This window comes from Aurantimonas litoralis (genome assembly GCF_026153195.1).
Lineage (GTDB): Bacteria > Pseudomonadota > Alphaproteobacteria > Rhizobiales > Rhizobiaceae > Aurantimonas > Aurantimonas coralicida.
In genome coordinates, this window is the sequence record NZ_JAPFBM010000016.1 from 13,057 (window position 1) to 29,433 (window position 16,377).

General features: G+C 67.4%; 17 protein-coding genes. 9 read left to right on the top strand and 8 right to left on the bottom strand.

The annotated features are described in order from the left end of the window. Positions 1-71: 71 nt before the first annotated feature. The 9 genes from N7I30_RS20730 to N7I30_RS20770 all read left to right on the top strand — a co-directional run bounded on the left by N7I30_RS20730 (position 72) and on the right by N7I30_RS20770 (position 8,898). Positions 72-974, top strand: coding sequence for a LysR family transcriptional regulator (locus tag N7I30_RS20730; protein ID WP_475365030.1), 903 nt, complete (start codon positions 72-74; stop codon positions 972-974). 158 nt (positions 975-1,132) lie between these two features. Next, positions 1,133-2,470 (top strand): amidase, encoded by a 1,338-nt coding sequence (locus tag N7I30_RS20735; protein ID WP_498640957.1) that lies wholly within the window; start codon positions 1,133-1,135, stop codon positions 2,468-2,470. Further along, complete coding sequence (locus N7I30_RS20740; protein WP_498640958.1) at positions 2,467-3,645, top strand: CaiB/BaiF CoA transferase family protein; 1,179 nt, start codon at positions 2,467-2,469, stop codon at positions 3,643-3,645. The genes N7I30_RS20735 and N7I30_RS20740 overlap by 4 nt, the downstream gene beginning before the upstream one ends. A 3-nt stretch (positions 3,646-3,648) precedes the next feature. Continuing rightward, positions 3,649-4,461, top strand: coding sequence for an enoyl-CoA hydratase (locus N7I30_RS20745; RefSeq protein WP_498640959.1), 813 nt, complete (start codon positions 3,649-3,651; stop codon positions 4,459-4,461). A gap of 28 nt (positions 4,462-4,489) precedes the next feature. Beyond that, positions 4,490-5,491, top strand: a complete 1,002-nt coding sequence (locus N7I30_RS20750) for an ABC transporter substrate-binding protein (protein ID WP_188076907.1) — start codon at positions 4,490-4,492, stop codon at positions 5,489-5,491. A 66-nt stretch (positions 5,492-5,557) separates the two neighbouring features. Further along, positions 5,558-6,451 carry an ABC transporter permease gene (locus N7I30_RS20755; protein WP_024350455.1) on the top strand — a complete coding sequence of 298 codons (894 nt, stop codon included), beginning with the start codon at positions 5,558-5,560 and terminating at the stop codon, positions 6,449-6,451. Positions 6,452-6,464: 13 nt separating this feature from the next. Next, positions 6,465-7,244: an ABC transporter ATP-binding protein gene (locus N7I30_RS20760; RefSeq protein ID WP_498640960.1), complete on the top strand. Its 780-nt coding sequence runs from the start codon at positions 6,465-6,467 to the stop codon at positions 7,242-7,244. Beyond that, on the top strand, positions 7,241-8,128 hold the full coding sequence (locus N7I30_RS20765; protein ID WP_498640961.1) for a polysaccharide deacetylase family protein: 888 nt from the start codon (positions 7,241-7,243) through the stop codon (positions 8,126-8,128). Before N7I30_RS20760 ends, N7I30_RS20765 begins: the two co-directional genes overlap by 4 nt. Continuing rightward, entirely contained in the window at positions 8,128-8,898 is a 771-nt protein-coding gene (locus N7I30_RS20770) for a short-chain dehydrogenase/reductase (RefSeq protein ID WP_498640962.1), read from the top strand. The genes N7I30_RS20765 and N7I30_RS20770 overlap by 1 nt, the downstream gene beginning before the upstream one ends. A gap of 33 nt (positions 8,899-8,931) precedes the next feature. Here N7I30_RS20770 and hydA read toward each other — a convergent pair whose 3' ends face one another. From hydA to N7I30_RS20810, 8 genes are all read right to left on the bottom strand, one after another. After that, a complete protein-coding gene (gene hydA, locus N7I30_RS20775; protein WP_491390371.1) occupies positions 8,932-10,359 on the bottom strand; it encodes a dihydropyrimidinase in 1,428 nt (475 codons plus the stop codon). A gap of 78 nt (positions 10,360-10,437) precedes the next feature. After that, positions 10,438-11,658 (bottom strand): cysteine desulfurase-like protein, encoded by a 1,221-nt coding sequence (locus N7I30_RS20780; protein WP_498640963.1) that lies wholly within the window; start codon positions 11,656-11,658, stop codon positions 10,438-10,440. A 50-nt stretch (positions 11,659-11,708) separates the two neighbouring features. Beyond that, the gene (locus tag N7I30_RS20785; protein ID WP_024350449.1) at positions 11,709-12,452 is read right to left on the bottom strand and encodes an amino acid ABC transporter ATP-binding protein; all 744 of its coding nucleotides are present in this window, start codon (positions 12,450-12,452) and stop codon (positions 11,709-11,711) included. Next, on the bottom strand, positions 12,452-13,126 hold the full coding sequence (locus N7I30_RS20790; protein ID WP_009209351.1) for an amino acid ABC transporter permease: 675 nt from the start codon (positions 13,124-13,126) through the stop codon (positions 12,452-12,454). The genes N7I30_RS20785 and N7I30_RS20790 overlap by 1 nt, the downstream gene beginning before the upstream one ends. A 66-nt stretch (positions 13,127-13,192) precedes the next feature. Next, positions 13,193-13,972, bottom strand: coding sequence for a transporter substrate-binding domain-containing protein (locus N7I30_RS20795; protein WP_498640967.1), 780 nt, complete (start codon positions 13,970-13,972; stop codon positions 13,193-13,195). Between the two features lie 488 nt (positions 13,973-14,460). Further along, positions 14,461-15,156 carry a GntR family transcriptional regulator gene (locus N7I30_RS20800; protein WP_498640964.1) on the bottom strand — a complete coding sequence of 232 codons (696 nt, stop codon included), beginning with the start codon at positions 15,154-15,156 and terminating at the stop codon, positions 14,461-14,463. A 96-nt stretch (positions 15,157-15,252) separates the two neighbouring features. Next, positions 15,253-16,191 carry an aldose 1-epimerase family protein gene (locus N7I30_RS20805; RefSeq protein ID WP_498640965.1) on the bottom strand — a complete coding sequence of 313 codons (939 nt, stop codon included), beginning with the start codon at positions 16,189-16,191 and terminating at the stop codon, positions 15,253-15,255. Beyond that, positions 16,184-16,377, bottom strand: a 194-nt coding sequence (locus tag N7I30_RS20810) for a hypothetical protein (RefSeq protein WP_498640966.1), incomplete at its 5' end; no start/stop codon positions are given. The genes N7I30_RS20805 and N7I30_RS20810, both read right to left, overlap by 8 nt.

Below are 16,377 nucleotides of genomic sequence, written 5' to 3' on the forward strand. Positions count from 1 at the left end.
TGGTAGCGCCCGCGCGCACGATCTGTACAGGCCCGCTTCCGCCGACCGCCTCGCTGCTCTCTAATGCCCCCATGCGAAACCACGACCTCTTCTCCCTCGCACTCTTCGTGAACATCTGCGAGACGCGCAGCATCAGCCGGGCCGCCGAGCGGATGAACATCGTCGCCTCGGCCGCGAGCCGGCGCGTCGGCCTCTTGGAGCACGAGGCCGGCCTGCCGTTGCTGCTGCGCCGGCCGCATGGGGTGGAGCCGACCGCCGCCGGCATGATCGTGCTGCGCTATGCCCGCGACGTCATGCATCTCGGCCAGCAGGTGGAGGCGGCGCTGGAGGATCACCGCTCCGGGGCGAGCGGCATCGTCCGCGTCTTCGCCTCCAGCTCGGTGCTGGTGGAGTGTCTTGCTTCGCATCTGGCGGAATTCGCCAAGGCGCATCCCGGCATCAAGATCGATCTGGAGGAGCGGCCGACCAGCGACACGCTGCAGGCGCTCTATCACAAGCAGGCGGATGTCGGCGTCGTGGTGGCCGGCAGCGAGATGTCGGGCCTGTCCAGCTATCCCTATGCCAGCGACATGCTGGCCGTCGCCGTCCCCTGCGATCATCGCCTTGCGGCCGCGCGCCGGCTGAAATTCGACGAGCTCTTCGAGGACGATCACATCGCCCTGGAGCCCGGCACGGCCGTGCATCGCCTTCTGTCCGAGCAGTCGCGGGTGCACGGCCGGGCGCCCCGGGTCCGGGTGCAGGTCCGCAGCTTCGAGGTGATGTGCCAGATGATCGGTCGCGGGCTCGGCATCGGCATCATGCCGCGGCGGGCGATCGGACCGCTGGCGGCAGCCCTGCGGCTGTCGCTGGTGCCGCTCGACGAGCCCTGGGCGCAGCGCCGTTTCACCATCTGCGCCCAGCCCTCCGACACGCCCAATGCGTCGACCCAGCGCCTCATCGCCTTCTTGCGCGAGCGCGCCTCGACCGCCGGTTGATCGGCCTTCCGGCAAGTCGCGACCAGAACGAAAGCAACCGGCACCCGCGGTTTCACCAAATTCGAAACCAGACGACGCTGAATTCTCATTCCCCGAACCAGATTTCGCACATAGGCTGAACAGGCTCAAGAAACAGGCATCCGAAAGGCGCCTCGTTGATGTCCCTGCCGACGCTTCCCCAATGGACCGCTTTGACGCCGCAGCGCCGCGTCGCCGAGGCGGAGCGTTGCCGGGCCGCGCGGGACAAACTCGACGCGGCGTTCAGCCTGTTCGTCGCGGATGGCATGACTTGCACCTCCGGGGTGGCCCCTTCCACCGACGGGCCTCTGGCCGGCCTGCCCTATGCCGCGAAGGACATGTTCGACCGGCCCGGCCGCGCGCCGTCCTGCGGCATGGCAGAACCCTTCGCGGCCCCGCCCAAGCGTTCGGCCGCGATCCTCGACCGCATGGACGCGGCCGGGGCCGACTGCATCGGCTTCGCACGGATGGCAAAGCTCGCCTACGAGCCCTCCGGCTTCGCCACGGCTCGCAATCCCTGGAACCCGGACTTTGCGCCGGGCGGCTCGTCATCGGGCTCCGCCGCAGCCGTCGCCAGCGGCGCCGTCTTCGTTGCCCTGAGTTCAGATACGGGCGGTTCGGTGCGCATCCCCGCCCATTGCTGCGGTGTTACCGGCTGGAAACCCTCCGCCGGCCTCGTGCCGGACGATGGCGCCATGGTGCTGGCTCCCAGCCTCGATACGATCGGCATTCTTGCCCGCGGCGCCGCCGACATCCTGATGGTCGCCGAAGCGACAGACCTTCTGCCGTCCGGCGATGCTGGCACGTCCCACCGCGGCATCGCGGTCGCCGAAGACCTTCTGCAGCGCGCGGAGCCGTCTATCCGCGTGGCCTGCGAGGCCGGCATCGACCACTTTCTCGAACTCGGCTACCCGCTGGAAGGCCGTTCGGCCGGCCCCGCGGTCGACGCCAATGGCGACGCCGCCCTGCGGGTTCTGCAAGCCGAAGCCGCACGCGGTCTCGGCGCGTCGACGGCACTGGCCGAACAGGACCCGGAACTGGCGCGCCGGCTGGCGAACGGCGGCCGGATCGACGACGCCACGCTCCAGTGCGACCGCGATGGACGCGACGCGGCCCGGGCGGCCTTCCTCGCATCAATGTTCGGCGACAGCGCGTTTCTTCTGACGCCGGTCATGGCGATCCGCACCCCCACGCTGGCGGAGGTCGATCCTGCCGCGCCGGGCTTTTCCGGTCGCACGCTCTACGCCCTCAGCGCCTTCCTGCGCTTTGCCAATTATCTCGGCCTGCCGGCCCTCGCGCTGCCGACCGGCATCGACGATCGCGGCATGCCGGTGGGGCTTCAGCTCGTCGGCCGGCCGGGCAGCGACCGCGCGCTTCTCGAACTCGGCACCGCTTTCCAGGCGACCTCCTCCTGGCACGGCCGGATGCCGCCGCTCGCCGAACCGATTTTGCAATCTACCGAGAGTCTCGTCGCATGAGCTCCGCCCTCTCCCATCTCCGCGTGCTCGACCTGACCCGGGTGCGCGCCGGGCCGACCTGCTGCCGGATTCTGGCCGATTTCGGCGCCGACGTGATCAAGGTCGAGGCCCCGGTGGGGGTCGATCCGAACGCCAATATGAGCGGCGCGCGGCATGGCTACGACATGCTCAACCTGCACCGCAACAAGCGCTCGCTGACGCTCAACCTGAAGACCCCCGAGGGTCACGCGGTGTTCATGCGGCTGGTGCGCGATGCCGACGTGGTGGTCGAGAATTTCCGGCCCGACGTGAAGGACCGGCTGAAGGTCGCCTATGACGACCTGAAGGCGGTCAATCCGCGCATCATCCTCGCCTCGATCTCGGGCTTCGGCCAGACCGGCCCCTACAGCATGCGCGCCGGCTTCGACCAGATCGCCCAGGGCATGGGCGGCCTGATGGGCGTCACCGGCCTGCCCGGCCAGGGTCCGGTGCGCGCCGGCATCGCGGTGGCCGACTCTTCGGCCGGCGTGTTCGCCGCCTGCGGCATTCTCCTGGCGCTGCAGGAGCGCGAGACATCCGGCGAAGGCCAGTGGCTGCACACCTCGCTTCTGGAAGCGATGATCTCGATGATGGACTTCCAGGCCGCGCGCTATCTCATCGACGGCGAGGAACCGGCCCAGGCCGGCAACGACCACCCCTATGTCACGCCGATGGGCGTGGTGCAGACCGCCGATGGCCACATCAATATCGCCGTCGGCGGCGAGAACCAGTGGCGCCCCTTCTGCGAGGCGATCGACAGGCCCGCCCTGGCCGACGATCCGCGCTTTCGCACCCAGCCCGACCGTTTTGCCAACCGACCGGCGCTGAATGCGCTACTGCAGGAGATTTTCACCAGCCGCAACTCGGCCGAATGGCTCGATCTTCTCGACCGCCACGGCGTGCCCTGCGGCCCGATCAACGGCCTCGCCGACGTCTTTGCCGACGAGCAGGTCCGCCACCTCAACATCGCGGTCCCGCTAAAGCATCCGGCCCGCGGCCCGATCAGGGTCGTCGGCCAGCCGATCACCATGACCCGCACGCCCGCCGCCTTCCACAGCGCCGCCCCCGATGCCGGCGAGCACAGCGACGCCATTCTCGGCGAAGCCGGGCTGTCGGCGGACGAGATCGCTGCCCTGCGCGCCAAGGGAGTGGTCTGAGCCATGGCCGGTTCGATCGAGCTTCGCCGCGACGGGCACGCCGCCATGCTGACGATCAGCCATGAGGCGCGTCGCAATGCGCTCAGCCTCGCCATGTGGCGGATGCTGCCGACCCTCGTCGCCGAGGCATCGGCCGATCCGGACATTCGCGTCATCGTCCTCGAAGGCGCCGGTCCGAAGGCGTTCTGCGCCGGGGCCGACATTTCGGAATTCGCCACCCTGCGCGACACGCCGGAACAGGTCGAGGCTTACGAGGTCGCGGTCGACCGGGCACTGACGACGCTAGCCGCCTGTCCCAAGCCGACCGTCGCCGCCATTCGCGGCGTGTGTTTCGGCGGCGGGCTTGAACTCGCGCTGGCCTGCGACCTCCGTCTGGCCGACGACAGCGCGCTCTTCCGCATGCCGGGGGCCCAGCTCGGGCTCGGCTATACGCTCTCCGCAATCGAGATGTTCGTGCAGCGGATCGGCCAGGCCGCCACCGCCGAGATCATGTTCGCCGGGCGTGCCTTCGGCGCCGCCGATGCACTTCGCTTCGGCGTCGTCCAGAACGTCCATCCGCGCGAAAGCTTCGAGACCGAGCGCGGCGCCTTGGTCGAGACCATCGCGGGCAACGCGCCGCTGACCCTCATCGCCACCAAGCGGGCCCTCATCGAGCTGGCCCGCCCGGCCGGCGCGCGCGACGCCGCGGCGGTTGATGCCCTCGTCGCGGCCTGCTTTGCCAGCTCCGACTACGCCGAAGGCCGCAAGGCCTTCAGCGAGAAACGCCGTCCGCTCTTCAAGGCCGCTGCCGAGACGGCCCCGATTGAGCGAAAATGACCTCTTCCTCGGCGCGATAGGTGACGACATGAACAGACGCAGCATCATACGCCACTCCCTCGCAGTGGCGGCCAGCCTCGCGGTCGGCCTCGTGCCGCTCCGGGCCTTCGCGCTCGGACCGGCCCCCGAGGCTCTCGCCGATCCGGTGGAGCTGACGGTCGGCTATCAGAAGGTCGGGCATCTGGCGCCGATCACCCTGATCTCCGACGAGCTCGAAAAGCTCGGCGTGACCCTCAAGACCGTCGAATTCGCGCGCTACGCCGATGCCCGGACCGCGCTCCTGTCCGGCTCCCTCGACATGGCCACCGTCGGCCCTGCCGACCTCGCGATCTCACTGTCGCAGGGCTCCAAGAACGTCGTCGGCCTGATGGGCGTCGGCTCTTCCAAGAAATACGTCATCGGCCGCAAGGGCGTCGAGCTGAACTCCTGGGAAGACCTGAAGGGCAAGAAGGTCGGCATCGCGCCGGGTTCGGCCGTCTGGTTCCAGTTCGCCGCGACGGTCACCGAGAACGACATCCCCTATGACAGCTTCACCGCGGTCAACATCCAGGGTGGCGGCGCCAATTTCGACCAGGCGCTCAAGCGCGGCGAAGTCGATGCCATCGTCACCTGGGAGCCGTTCGAATCCGTGCCGGTGATCGAGGATTACGGCTACTTCGCCAAGAACCTCGAATACAGCGCGTCGGAAGCCGTCGGTGCCGAACTCGGCATGCTGATGGCGACGAAGGATGCGCTGGAGGAAAAGCGCGGCGCCGTCGAGCGCTTCGTCTGGGCCTATCTGAGCTCGCAGGAAAAGCTCGCCGCCGACCCGGCAGCCTTTGCCGCGGCCTATGCCGACCTCACCGGTCTCGCACCGGACGTGGCGGCGGAAGCTGCCAAGCCGATCACCCTCGGCTCGGTGGTCGACCAGGAGCAGATCGAGCGCCAGGCCAAGGCCTTCGCCGAACTCGGCGTGATCCAGCAGGACGTCTCGGACCAGATCGCCGATCACTGGGATCCGTCCATCGTCGAAGCCGCCAAGGGTCAGTAAGCCCTGTCGCCTCGCCCCGCGATCCGACGCGGGGCGGGGCACCCGTCCCGCAGCCAGGAGACCGCCATGTCCGATACCTCCGTCAAGCAGCCCGTTCCGGACGGTGCCGGACTCGCCGCCCCGGGCGCGCGAACGCTGGGCAGCACGTTGCCCCAGCTCATTCTCGCCAGCAGTGTCGGCCAGTTGCTGCTCGGCCTGCTGCTGCCGGTCGCGATCATTGCCATCTGGCAGTTCGCCGGCACCGACGGCTCGCTCTTCGGCGGTGTGCTGCCGACCCCCGACCGGGTCGTATCGGCCTGGTGGGTCTGGGCCTTCGGCGAGGCCGGCATGGGGCTGAACCCCTATAGCGGCACGTGGTTCGCCAATGTCGTCTTCTCCACCCAGCGCGTCGCCCAGGGCTTCTTCGTCGCCATCGCCGTCGGCGTGCCCGCCGGCATCCTGATCGGCTGGAGCCGCCTCGGCGCCCAGATCCTCGATCCGACCGTCCAGATCATGCGCCCGGTGCCGATCACCGCCTGGCTGCCCTTCTCCGTCGCCGTCTTCGGCATCAGTGGCTTCAGCGCCATCTTCCTGATCGCCCTCGGCGCCTTCTATCCGATCGTCATCAACACCACCCAGGGCGCCCGCCATGTCGAGCGCAATCTGATCCGCGCCGCGCTGATGATGGGCGCCAACCGCTTCGACATCCTGCGGCGCGTCGTCCTTCCGGCTGCCCTGCCCTCGATCTTCACCGGCCTGCGGATCGGCCTCGGCATCGGCTGGACCGCCGTCATCGTCTCCGAGATGATCGCGGTGAAGTCCGGCCTCGGCTACGTCCTGTGGGACGCCTATTATGTCGGCCGCATGGACGTGGTCATCGCCGACATGGTGTCGATCGGCGTCATGGGCCTCCTGAGCGATCAGCTCATCCTCCTCGCCGAACGCTGGGCCCTGTCCTGGCGCCTCGCGCAGACCCGCTGAGAAGGAATTCCCGATGGCCGAAATCAAGCTTCGCCAGGTCGCCAAGGTCTATCATGCGGCCACCCCGATCCGGGCACTGGACTGCGTCGATCTGGATATCGCCGAGGGCGAGTTCGTCGCCCTGCTCGGCCCCTCGGGCTGTGGCAAGTCCACCCTCCTCAACATCCTCGCGGGCTTCGAGAACAACAGCGAGGGCAGCGCGCTGATCGATGGCAGCACCATCGGCCGACCCGGCCCCGATCGCGGTGTCGTCTTCCAGGAAGCGGCACTGTTTCCGTGGCTGACGGTCTGGGAGAACGTCATCTTCGGCCCCAAGATGCAGGGCGTGGCGCGCGCCGACTACGAGGAGCGCGCCCGCGAGCTTCTGGAGATCGTCGGCCTGCAGGATTTCGCCAAGGCCTATCCCTCGCAGCTCTCCGGCGGCATGCGCCAGCGTGTCGGCATTGCCCGTGTGCTCGTCATGCGGCCGCGCGCCCTCCTGATGGACGAGCCCTTCGGCGCCCTCGACGCCCAGACGCGGCTGGCCATGCAGGAATTGCTGCTGAAAGTCTGGGAGAAGCTGAACACCACCGTCGTCTTCGTCACCCATGACATCGACGAGGCGATCCTCCTGGCCGACCGGGTCTGCGTGATGACCGCGCGGCCGGCGCGGATCGGCCGCGAGATCCCGATCGAGCTCGCTCGTCCGCGCTCCATCGACGACCTGATCACCCCCGACTTCACGCGCTACAAGGCCGAGATCATGGCCGAGATGCGCAGCGCCCACAGACAGGCAGAGACGCAGGCCGCATGAGCAATCCCCGCATTCCCTACCGCATGTCGTCCGAGCGACCGTCCCTGCCGCCGATGCAGGGGCGCCGGATCCTGGTCAATCTGGTGGTCAATGTCGAAAACTGGCAGTTCGACCAGCCGATGCCGCGCACCATCATCACCCCGCCGCACGGCAAGGAGACGGTGCCGGACGTGCCGAACTTCAGCTGGGCCGATTACGGCATGCGCGCCGGCCTGCCGCGCATCCTGAAACTGTTCGCCGATCTCGGTCTGCCAGCCTCCACCTCGATCAATGCCGGCGTCATCGCCGCCTATCCGCAGGCGGCCCGCGCCATGCTGGACGCCGGCTGGGAGTTCATCGGCCACGGCCTGCATCAGCGCGCGCTAAACCATGCAGGCGCCAGCGAGGAGGCACTGGTCATCGAGACGCTGCGGCTGATCGAGGAATTCACCGGCGTGCCGGCGCGCGGCTGGCTCAGCCCGGGCCTGCGCGAAAGCCTGGAGACCCCGGACATCCTGCGCCGCGCCGGCGTCGATCACGTCTTCGACTGGGTGGTGGACGACCTTCCGTCCTGGATCGCCACGCCGGACGGGCCGCTGATCGCGATGCCCTACAATCTCGAGATCAACGATTCCATCGTCTACGCCATCGAGAAGCACGCGACCGGCGAGATGCTGAACCGGCTGCAGCGCACGCTCGCCCTCTTCCGCCGCGAGATCGACACCAATCCGCGCGTTCTCGCCATCGGCCTGCATCCGCATCTGATGGGCGTGCCGCATCGCCTGCAGGAGCTGCGCGACATGGTGGAGCTGCTCAAGGCCAGCGACGACGTGCTGTTCACCAGCGGGTCTAAGATCGCCGACTGGTACGCCGCCGCCGAGCCTTTCAGGGCGGGTGTCGGCTGATGGACCTGCATCTGTCCGGCAAGCATGTGCTGATCACCGGCGGCACAAAGGGCATCGGCTTCGCCATCGCCGATCTCGTGGCCGCCGAAGGCGCCGCCGTGACCATTGTCGGTCGCGATGCCGATCGCCTGGCCGATGCGAAAGCGCGGCTGGCGCCCCACGGCACGGCGGTCACCGCGATCGTCAGCGACCTCGCCGAGGCCGGCGCCCGGGCGGCTCTGGTCGCGGAAGCCGGCGATGTCGACATCCTGGTCAATTGCGCCGGCGCCATTCCCGGCGGCGACCTCTTCGCCCTGCCGATCGAGACATGGCAGGACTCCTGGCAACTCAAGGTGTTCGGCTATATCGACCTGACGCGGCTGTATCTGGAACGCATGAAGGCGCGCGAGAGCGGCACCATCGTCAACATCATCGGCGACCTCGGCCGGTCGCCGCGCTTCGACTATGTCTGCGGCTCGACGGCCAATGCCGCGCTCATCGCCTTCACCGAGGCGGTCGGCGCCAAGAGCCCCGACTGGAATGTCCGCGTCTTCGGCGTCAATCCGACCGCGACGCAAACCGAGCGGATCGTCACCGTCGCCCGCGGCCGCGCCGAAAGCGCGCTCGGCGATCCCGAGCGCTGGCGCGAGATGATCGCCAACCGCCCCTTCGGCCGCCTGTCGGAACCGGAGGAAGTCGCCCGCATCGTCGCCATGCTGGCGTCGCCGGCAGCCGGCTATCTGTCGGGAACGGTGGTCGACCTGGATGGCGGCATGCGCCATCGGGGCTGAGTCCGCTCGCGCGGCCCCATCCCGGTCGGCGGCTCAAAGCGCCGTCGGACGATCCCGCCGTGTTGCCAGATAGGAGCGGTCGCGGCTGCGGTACTGCCCGTCGCCCTTGCGGCCGACCAAGGCCCCGTCGGACACCATCAGCTTGCCCCCCAGAACCACGATCGTCGGCCAGCCGGTGAGCTCCAGCCCCTCATAGGGCGTATAGTCCGCGCCGTCATGCATCTCGGCGTGCCGGACCGTGCGGGTCATCGCCGGATCCCAGATCGCGATATCCGCATCGGCGCCGATGGCGATCGTGCCCTTGCGGGGATAGAGGCCATAGGTCTTGGCCTGGTTGGTCGCCGTCAGCGCCACGAAGCGCGGCAGGTCGATCCGGCCCTTGTTCACCCCTTCCGAGAACAGGATGGGCAGCCGCAATTCGACGCCCGGAATGCCGTTCGGAATGTGCCGGAAGCTGGTCATGCCCTTCGGATTGCGCTTTCCGGCCGGGTCGTCGTAGCGGAACGGGCAATGGTCGGAGGAAAACAGGTCGAAGACGCCGCGTTCGAGCCCGTCCCAGCAGGCCTCCTGGCTCTCCGCATCCCGTGGCGGCGGCGAACAGACGAACTTGGCGCCTTCCCAGTCCATCCCGTCCAGATCGTCGGCGGTCAGCATCAGATATTGCGGGCATGTCTCGCCGATCACCTTGCGGCCGCGGCGACGCGCCCGCTCGATCTCTTCCATGGACTCCCGGTTCGACACATGGACGATCACCAGCGGCACGTCGGCGACCTCCGCCAGCGACACGGCGCGATGGGTCGCCTCGCGCTCCACCGCCATCGGCCGCGTCGTCGCATGGGCGCGCGGCGCGACATCGCCCTCGGCCTCGTGGCGGCCGATAAGATAGCGGATCGCGTCCTCGTTCTCGCAATGGACCATGACAAGGGCGCCGGTGCGGCGGGCCACATCCATCGTGTCGAGGATCTGGCCGTCGCTGAGCCGCAGATCCTCGTAGGTCATGAACACCTTGAAGGAGGTGTAGCCGTCCTCCACCAGGGCCGGCAGTTCCTGGCCGAGCACCGCGTCCGACGGGTCCGAGACGATGAGGTGGAAGCTAACATCGGTGTAGCAATTGCCGTCGGCCAGTGCGTGATAGGCCTTCAGCGCCTCGCGCAGCGGCCGGCCCTTTTCCTGCAGGCAGAACGGCAGGATGGTGGTGTTGCCGCCGAACAAAGCCGAGCGGGTGCCGCTCTCGAAATCGTCGGCCATGACGATCCCCTCGCCCGACGGCTGGGCAATATGCACATGGCTGTCGATCCCGCCCGGCAGGACATAGCGCCCGGTGGCGTCGATGGTCTCGACCGCCTCACCGAGGTCGCGGCCGATCTGCACGATCACGCCGTCGCGGATGCCGATATCCGCCTGGAACACGTCGGACGCGGTGGCGATCGTGCCGTTCTGGATGACGAGGTCGTAGGGCATGGGCGGTCCGGATCGATGAAACGAAGGAAGGGCTACCCGGTGCGATCTCGGCCGGGCAGCGGGATAGGACAAGCGCGGCTAGAGCGCCGGTTCGAGCGCGGCGATCAGCCGGTCGACCTCGTCCAGCGTGTTGTAGTGGACCATCGATACCCGCACGACGCCGTTCTGCGGTGCAAGGCCGAGATCCTGGATCAGGCGCTTGGCGTAGAAATCCCCGTGCCGGATGCCGATCATGTGCGGATCGACCTGGTCGACGATGGCCTTGGAGTCGCGATCGCCGGCAATGAAGCTGATCGTCGCCACCCGGTCCTCGACGGCGCTCGAATTGCGGCCGACGATGCGGATCGAGTTGCGGCTGCCGAGGAAATCGAGAAGCCGCGCGGTGATCGCCCGCTCCTGCTCGGCAATGTCACGGAAACCGGCCTCGATCGCCGCGCGGCCCGCCGTCGCACCGGCCATGACGCCCAGCTCCTCGACATAGTCGATGGCGCCGACCGAGCCATGGGCGAGCTCGTAATTGATGTTGCCCGGCTCCAGCTTGTGCGGCACGGCGTCCTTGCCGAAGAAGAAATGGTAGATGTTGTCGAGCTCGAGGAGCCGGTCCCGCCGGCCCCACATCACCCCGAAATGCGGGCCGAAGACCTTGTAGGCGCTGAAGATGTGGTAGTCGGCGCCGAGCGCCTGGACGTCCACGGCGCGGTGCGGCGCATAGGCGACGCCGTCGACGCAGACCTGGGCGCCGCCTTCATGGGCGATCTCCGAAATCTCGGCGATCGGGTTGATGGTGCCGAAGATGTTCGAGGCATGGGTGACGCAGACGAGCTTGGTGCGCTCGTTCATCAGGGCCTTCAGGTCGTCGAGATCGAGCTCCAGCGTTTCCGGATTGCAGTTCCAGAACCTGACGACGACGCCGCGGGCCTCGTGCTTCAGCCACGGGCCGATATTGGCCTCGTGGTCGGTGTTGGTCACGATGATCTCGTCGCCGGCGGACAGGCTGCCGGTCATCGCCTCCGACAGCACCCGGATCAGCATGGTGGTCGAAGCGCCCATGACGATCTCGCCGGCATCGGCGGCGTTCAGATAGCGGGCAAAGGCGTTGCGCGCCTCGCGCACCCGTTCCGTCGAGCGCTGGCTCGGCGCATAGGTCGCGCCGGTCTGGACGTTGGACGTCAGGAGGTAGTCGGAGATCCGGTCCGCAACCCGCGACAGCACCTGGCTGCCGCCGGCATTGTCCATGAAGACCCAGTCGCCGGAAAGCGCCGGAAACTGCCGGCGGACGAAGTCCATGTCGAGTGCCATCGGATGTGCCTTTCGGTCTCTGCCAGAATGTGCGGACTTGCCCGCGCGCGTCAGTGGTTGAGGACGGCGTCGAGGAAGGCGCGGGCACGCTCGTTCCGGGTCGCCGTGAAGAAGGTTTCGGGCGTCGAGATCTCCTTGATCTCGCCGGCTTCCATGAAGACGATGCGATCGGCCACCTGCCGGGCAAAGCCCATCTCGTGGGTCACCAGCATCATGGTCACCCCCTCGCCCGCCAGTCCCTTGATGACGTCCAGCACCTCGCCGACCATTTCCGGGTCGAGCGCCGAGGTCGGCTCGTCGAAGAGCAGGATGCGCGGCTCCATGGCCAACGCCCTTGCAATGCCGACGCGCTGCTGCTGGCCGCCGGAGAGCTGGACCGGATATTTCTCCGCCTGTTCGGCAATCCCGACCCGTTCGAGCAGGCGTCGGGCACGGGCGCGGCTCTCCTGCCAGCTGAGGCCCCGCACCCGCACCGGACCGAGCGCGACATTGTCGAGGACGGTATGGTTGGGAAACAGGTTGAAGGCCTGGAAGACCATGGCGACTTCCTGGCGCACGCTCTGCAGCCTGCGGCCGGCCTCCACCCGCGTGCCGTCGACGACGACGTCGCCGGCATCATATTGCTCGAGGAGGTTGATGCAGCGGATCAGCGTCGACTTGCCGGAGCCCGACGGCCCGAGCAGAACCACGACCTCGCCGGCGGCGACCTCGAGGTCGATGTCCTTCAATGCCTCGAACTTGCCGAAGCGCTTGCCGACGCCGCGCATCTCGATGATCGGCCGGGTCGCCTCCATCAGCGGGCTCCCTTCCTGGCATGGCGCGCCTCGAAGACGGCGACGAGACGCACCAGCGGCAACAGCAGCAGGAGATAGAGGATCGCCGCGCCGATCAGCGGCGTCGGATTGGCGGCCAGCGCCTGCGCCTGCGTCGCCTGCTTCAGGAGGTCCGGCAGCGCCACCACCGAGGCGAGCGCGGTGTCCTTCATGACGTTGATCGAATTGTTGGTCAGTGGCGGGATGACGATGCGGATCGCCTGCGGCAGCACCACGTCGCGCATCAGGAACCACTGGCTGAGCCCGATCGACTGAGCCGCCTCGAACTGTCCCCGCGGGATCGCCTCGATGCCGGCGCGGTAGATCTCCGCCGTATAGGCGCTGGAGATCATGGTCAGCGCCGTCGTCGCCGAGGCGAAGGCCGACAACCGGATGCCGACGAAGGGCAGCGCGTAATAGACGATGACCAGCCAGACCAGCACCGGCAGCGCCCGGAACACGTCCACATAGGCGACGACCAGGAATTTCAGGATCGGGTGCCCGTAGATCCGCATCATCGCCAGAACGAGGCCGCCGACCAGGCCGAGCACGATGGACAGGGCTCCGAGCGCAATCGTCCGCCACAAGCCTTCCAGCAGCAGCGGATAATAGCGCAGGAGAACGTCGATATTGAAGAAGGTGTGGACGATATCCATCAAGCCGCCGACTGTTCCGGAAAAGGCGTCAGGGCCGGACGCGAAGCGCCCGGCCCATCGGTCGGATTACGACTTCGGCTTCGGCATCTCGCGCACTTCCACCGTGCTGGTGGTGGCTTCCGGCTGCATGCCGAACCATTTCTCGTGCAGGTCCGCGATGTAGCCTTCGTCCTTCAGGGTCGTCAGCACCTCGTTGGCCTTGCCGGCCAGTTCGCTGTCCTTGGCGAACATCATCGAATATTGCTCGCCCGTGGCCAGCCGCTCGACGACCTTCATCTCGGGCTTGTCCTTCAGATAGTAGGCGACCGCCGGAATGTCGGAGACATAGGCGTCGATGCGCCCCGCCGCGAGATCGAGCATGGCCGGGCTCAGGCCCTCGTAGCGGCTGATGCCGGCCAGGCCCCACTCGCTCTCGCGCTCGGTCGAATAGATGTCGCCGGTCGAGCCGGTGTCGACGCCGACGGTCTTGCCCTTCAGGTCGCCGCTGCCGGCGATGCCGGAATCGGCGCGGGTCGAGAGCGACTGGTCGCTGTCGTAATAGGGCTGCGCGAAGGACACCGACTGGAGCCGCTCGTCGGTGATGGTGATCGAGGAGATCGCCACATCGATGCGGCCGGACTGGACGGCGGAGAACAGGCCGTTGAACGGCACGTTCTGGATGTCGACCTCATCGTAGCCCAGGCGGTTGGCGACTTCCTTGAGAAGGTCGACCTCGAAGCCGACGATCTCGGAATTCTCGTCCTGGAACTCCCAGGGTACGTTGCCGATATTGGCGCCCGCCGTCAGCGTTTCGGCAAGCGACGGACCGGCGACCAGAAGGAGCGCGGTGGTGGCGGCGGCGATCATGTGGGTCCGGATCATGCAAGTCTTCCCTGTCTCGTTGGTGGAGCGCACCGGCGCGCGGCCGGCCTGGAGATCGAACTGGATGGCGTGACGTCCCGCGGCACCTGCTTCTACCGTCGGCATGCAGATGCCTATATTTTTCGCATGCACTTTAGAGCGCAAAGTGTATGCGAATAATCCCAGGGCGCAATCCCGCAGGTCGTTTTTCTCCGGATTTCCGGAATGGACGGGTCGGCACACCGGCGAATGCGGTGCCGAGCGCGAACGTCGCGATGAAGGCAGAGGACCGTCCGGCATCCCACTCATGGGGATGTCCAGCGGCGGTCAAGCTAGCGGTGAACGCTGGCCTCCGGATGCGCAGAGCCTCGAAGCCCGGCGGCTCCGCGTGCTTCCGGGGCGATCCACCAGGCACCGACGAACGGCGGTGCCTTAGGCAACCGTAGAGCGCGGCGCTCGAGACACGCGCCGACTCGGGACGCTATCGCGCCGCGTCAGTCCTCGACGTAGGGCGCCAGAATATCGACGAGATTCTTGGTGCCCCGGTCGGCATCGGGCAGGAACGCCCGGTCGGCCACGGCTTCCAAATGCCCGGCCATCAGCCGCATGGCCGCGTCGCGATCGCCATTCGCCAGCGCCTCCACGAGGGAGCGATGCTCGTTGACGGCGCATTCGGGCGAGTGCGGGCGGCCATAGGCCGAGAGCGACAGGCCACTGCGATAGGCCACCTCGCTGACATAGCGAATAAGGATCGGCTTGCCGGTCATCCGGGCGAGCAGCACGTGGAAGTCCGTCGCGAGGCGAATCGACGCCGCCTCGGGACCTCCGGCGGCCTTGTCCTGCGCCGTAATATGCGCGTTCAATTCGGCAATCTGTTCCGGGCCGAGCGCGCCCGCCAGATGCCGGACCACTAGCCGCTCCAACTCGACACGGATGTCGAAGGTGTCGCGCGCCTCCTCGAAGGTGGGCGTTGCCACCACCGCGATCCGGTTGCGCCGGAGATCGACCAGCCCTTCGCCGGCCAGTTGGCCCAGCGCCTGCCGTGCGATCGTGCGACTGACGCCGAAACGTTCGCCGAGCGCGTCCTCCGGAAGCTTGTCGCCCGGCGCCAGGGCGCGCTCGATGATCGCCCGCCGGATGGCAAGGCAGATCCGATCGACCCGGCTGGCGGAATCCCGTGACAATGCCATCGGTGGAGGGTGCTCCTCTTCGCAGTTCCAAGCCGATCGCATACCACATGGTATCGAAAGTCCATACGCGTTGACGCGAGGGACGCCATCCCGTTCTCACACGATGCCAGGTCGGCCAACGGTTCGGGCTACGATCCCGGCTTCTGAACCTTGCCCATCGAGGTGCACGCGCCAGACGAAGTCGCGGCTCGCGCCCGGCGGCAGGATGAGAATCCCCGGCTTGGCGATGAAGGCGCCGTCCCAGCCGACCGGGCTTGCCATCGAGAACCAGGGCTCGATGCACACGAACGGCGCACCGCCGGATCGCGACCAGATGCCGAGATCCTTGTAGCCGTCCCAGCCGATGGTAATCGACCGGACAATCTCCCCGTCCGGCGCGTGCGCGGCATAGGTCACGCTGCGGCTGGTAACGCTCGGCATCACCAGCGCATCGCGCGCAAACAGCGCTTCCGACAAGGGCAGCGTCCGGCCATCGAAGGGCAGCGGCTTTTCGGCGCCAAGCAGCGCGTCGCTCACCGACAGCGCCGCGCCCGTCTCCTGCCGGTCGAAGTGGATTGCATGGTCCGTCTTGGCAATCCCGTCGACCAGAGGCCAGCGAAACCCCGGATGGGCGCCGACGCCGCAGGGCAGCGGCCGTTCGCCGGGATTGGTTACCCGCGTCGTCACAGTCAGGGTCGCCTCGGTCACCTCGTAGATGAGGTCAAGCACGAAGGAATAGGGATAAGAGTGCCGGGTCGCCTCGTCATCGGTGAGGCGCAGCGCGCACCGCCGTGTCGATCGCTCGATCCAGGCGAAGCGGCAATCCCGGGCGAAGCCGTGCTGCCCGAGCGTGTAGGTCTTGCCGGCGTCGCGCAGGACGTTGCCGGCGAGCTTGCCAACGATGGGGAACAGGACGGGCGCCTGCCGCGGCCATTCGGGGCCACCCTGCCAGAGGAGGTCCTCCCCCGCCGCATCGCGCAGGCTGACAAGTTCGGCTCCGGCGTCGCGGATCACCGCCCGAACGCCCTCGGCGGCGATCTCATGCTCTTCAATCATCGTCAGCCACCTGCCTCGCCCACCTCATGCCTATAAACGCAAAAAGCCCCTCGGCGAGATGCGCGAGGGGCTTTGTGTGTTGCGTTGTGAAGAAGGTGGTCTCTTTGTTCAACTTGCGATTTGCAGACCTGGCGGCGACCGACTTTCCCGCGTCTTGAGACGAAGTATCATGGGCGCTGGGGCGTT

Excerpts from the sequence above, each read along its gene's own strand:
- N7I30_RS20745 (WP_498640959.1), top strand. The coding sequence starts at position 3,649 with ATGGCCGGTTCGATCGAGCTTCGCCGCGACGGGCACGCCGCCATGCTG.
- N7I30_RS20760 (WP_498640960.1), top strand. The coding sequence starts at position 6,465 with ATGGCCGAAATCAAGCTTCGCCAGGTCGCCAAGGTCTATCATGCGGCC.
- hydA (WP_491390371.1), bottom strand. The coding sequence starts at position 10,359 with ATGCCCTACGACCTCGTCATCCAGAACGGCACGATCGCCACCGCGTCC.
- N7I30_RS20805 (WP_498640965.1), bottom strand. The coding sequence starts at position 16,191 with ATGATTGAAGAGCATGAGATCGCCGCCGAGGGCGTTCGGGCGGTGATC.
- N7I30_RS20750 (WP_188076907.1), top strand. The coding sequence starts at position 4,490 with ATGAACAGACGCAGCATCATACGCCACTCCCTCGCAGTGGCGGCCAGC.
- N7I30_RS20795 (WP_498640967.1), bottom strand. The coding sequence starts at position 13,972 with ATGATCGCCGCCGCCACCACCGCGCTCCTTCTGGTCGCCGGTCCGTCG.
- N7I30_RS20780 (WP_498640963.1), bottom strand. The coding sequence starts at position 11,658 with ATGGCACTCGACATGGACTTCGTCCGCCGGCAGTTTCCGGCGCTTTCC.
- N7I30_RS20755 (WP_024350455.1), top strand. The coding sequence starts at position 5,558 with ATGTCCGATACCTCCGTCAAGCAGCCCGTTCCGGACGGTGCCGGACTC.
- N7I30_RS20770 (WP_498640962.1), top strand. The coding sequence starts at position 8,128 with ATGGACCTGCATCTGTCCGGCAAGCATGTGCTGATCACCGGCGGCACA.
- N7I30_RS20765 (WP_498640961.1), top strand. The coding sequence starts at position 7,241 with ATGAGCAATCCCCGCATTCCCTACCGCATGTCGTCCGAGCGACCGTCC.
- N7I30_RS20790 (WP_009209351.1), bottom strand. The coding sequence starts at position 13,126 with ATGGATATCGTCCACACCTTCTTCAATATCGACGTTCTCCTGCGCTAT.
- N7I30_RS20735 (WP_498640957.1), top strand. The coding sequence starts at position 1,133 with ATGTCCCTGCCGACGCTTCCCCAATGGACCGCTTTGACGCCGCAGCGC.
- N7I30_RS20740 (WP_498640958.1), top strand. The coding sequence starts at position 2,467 with ATGAGCTCCGCCCTCTCCCATCTCCGCGTGCTCGACCTGACCCGGGTG.
- N7I30_RS20800 (WP_498640964.1), bottom strand. The coding sequence starts at position 15,156 with ATGGCATTGTCACGGGATTCCGCCAGCCGGGTCGATCGGATCTGCCTT.
- N7I30_RS20730 (WP_475365030.1), top strand. The coding sequence starts at position 72 with ATGCGAAACCACGACCTCTTCTCCCTCGCACTCTTCGTGAACATCTGC.
- N7I30_RS20785 (WP_024350449.1), bottom strand. The coding sequence starts at position 12,452 with ATGGAGGCGACCCGGCCGATCATCGAGATGCGCGGCGTCGGCAAGCGC.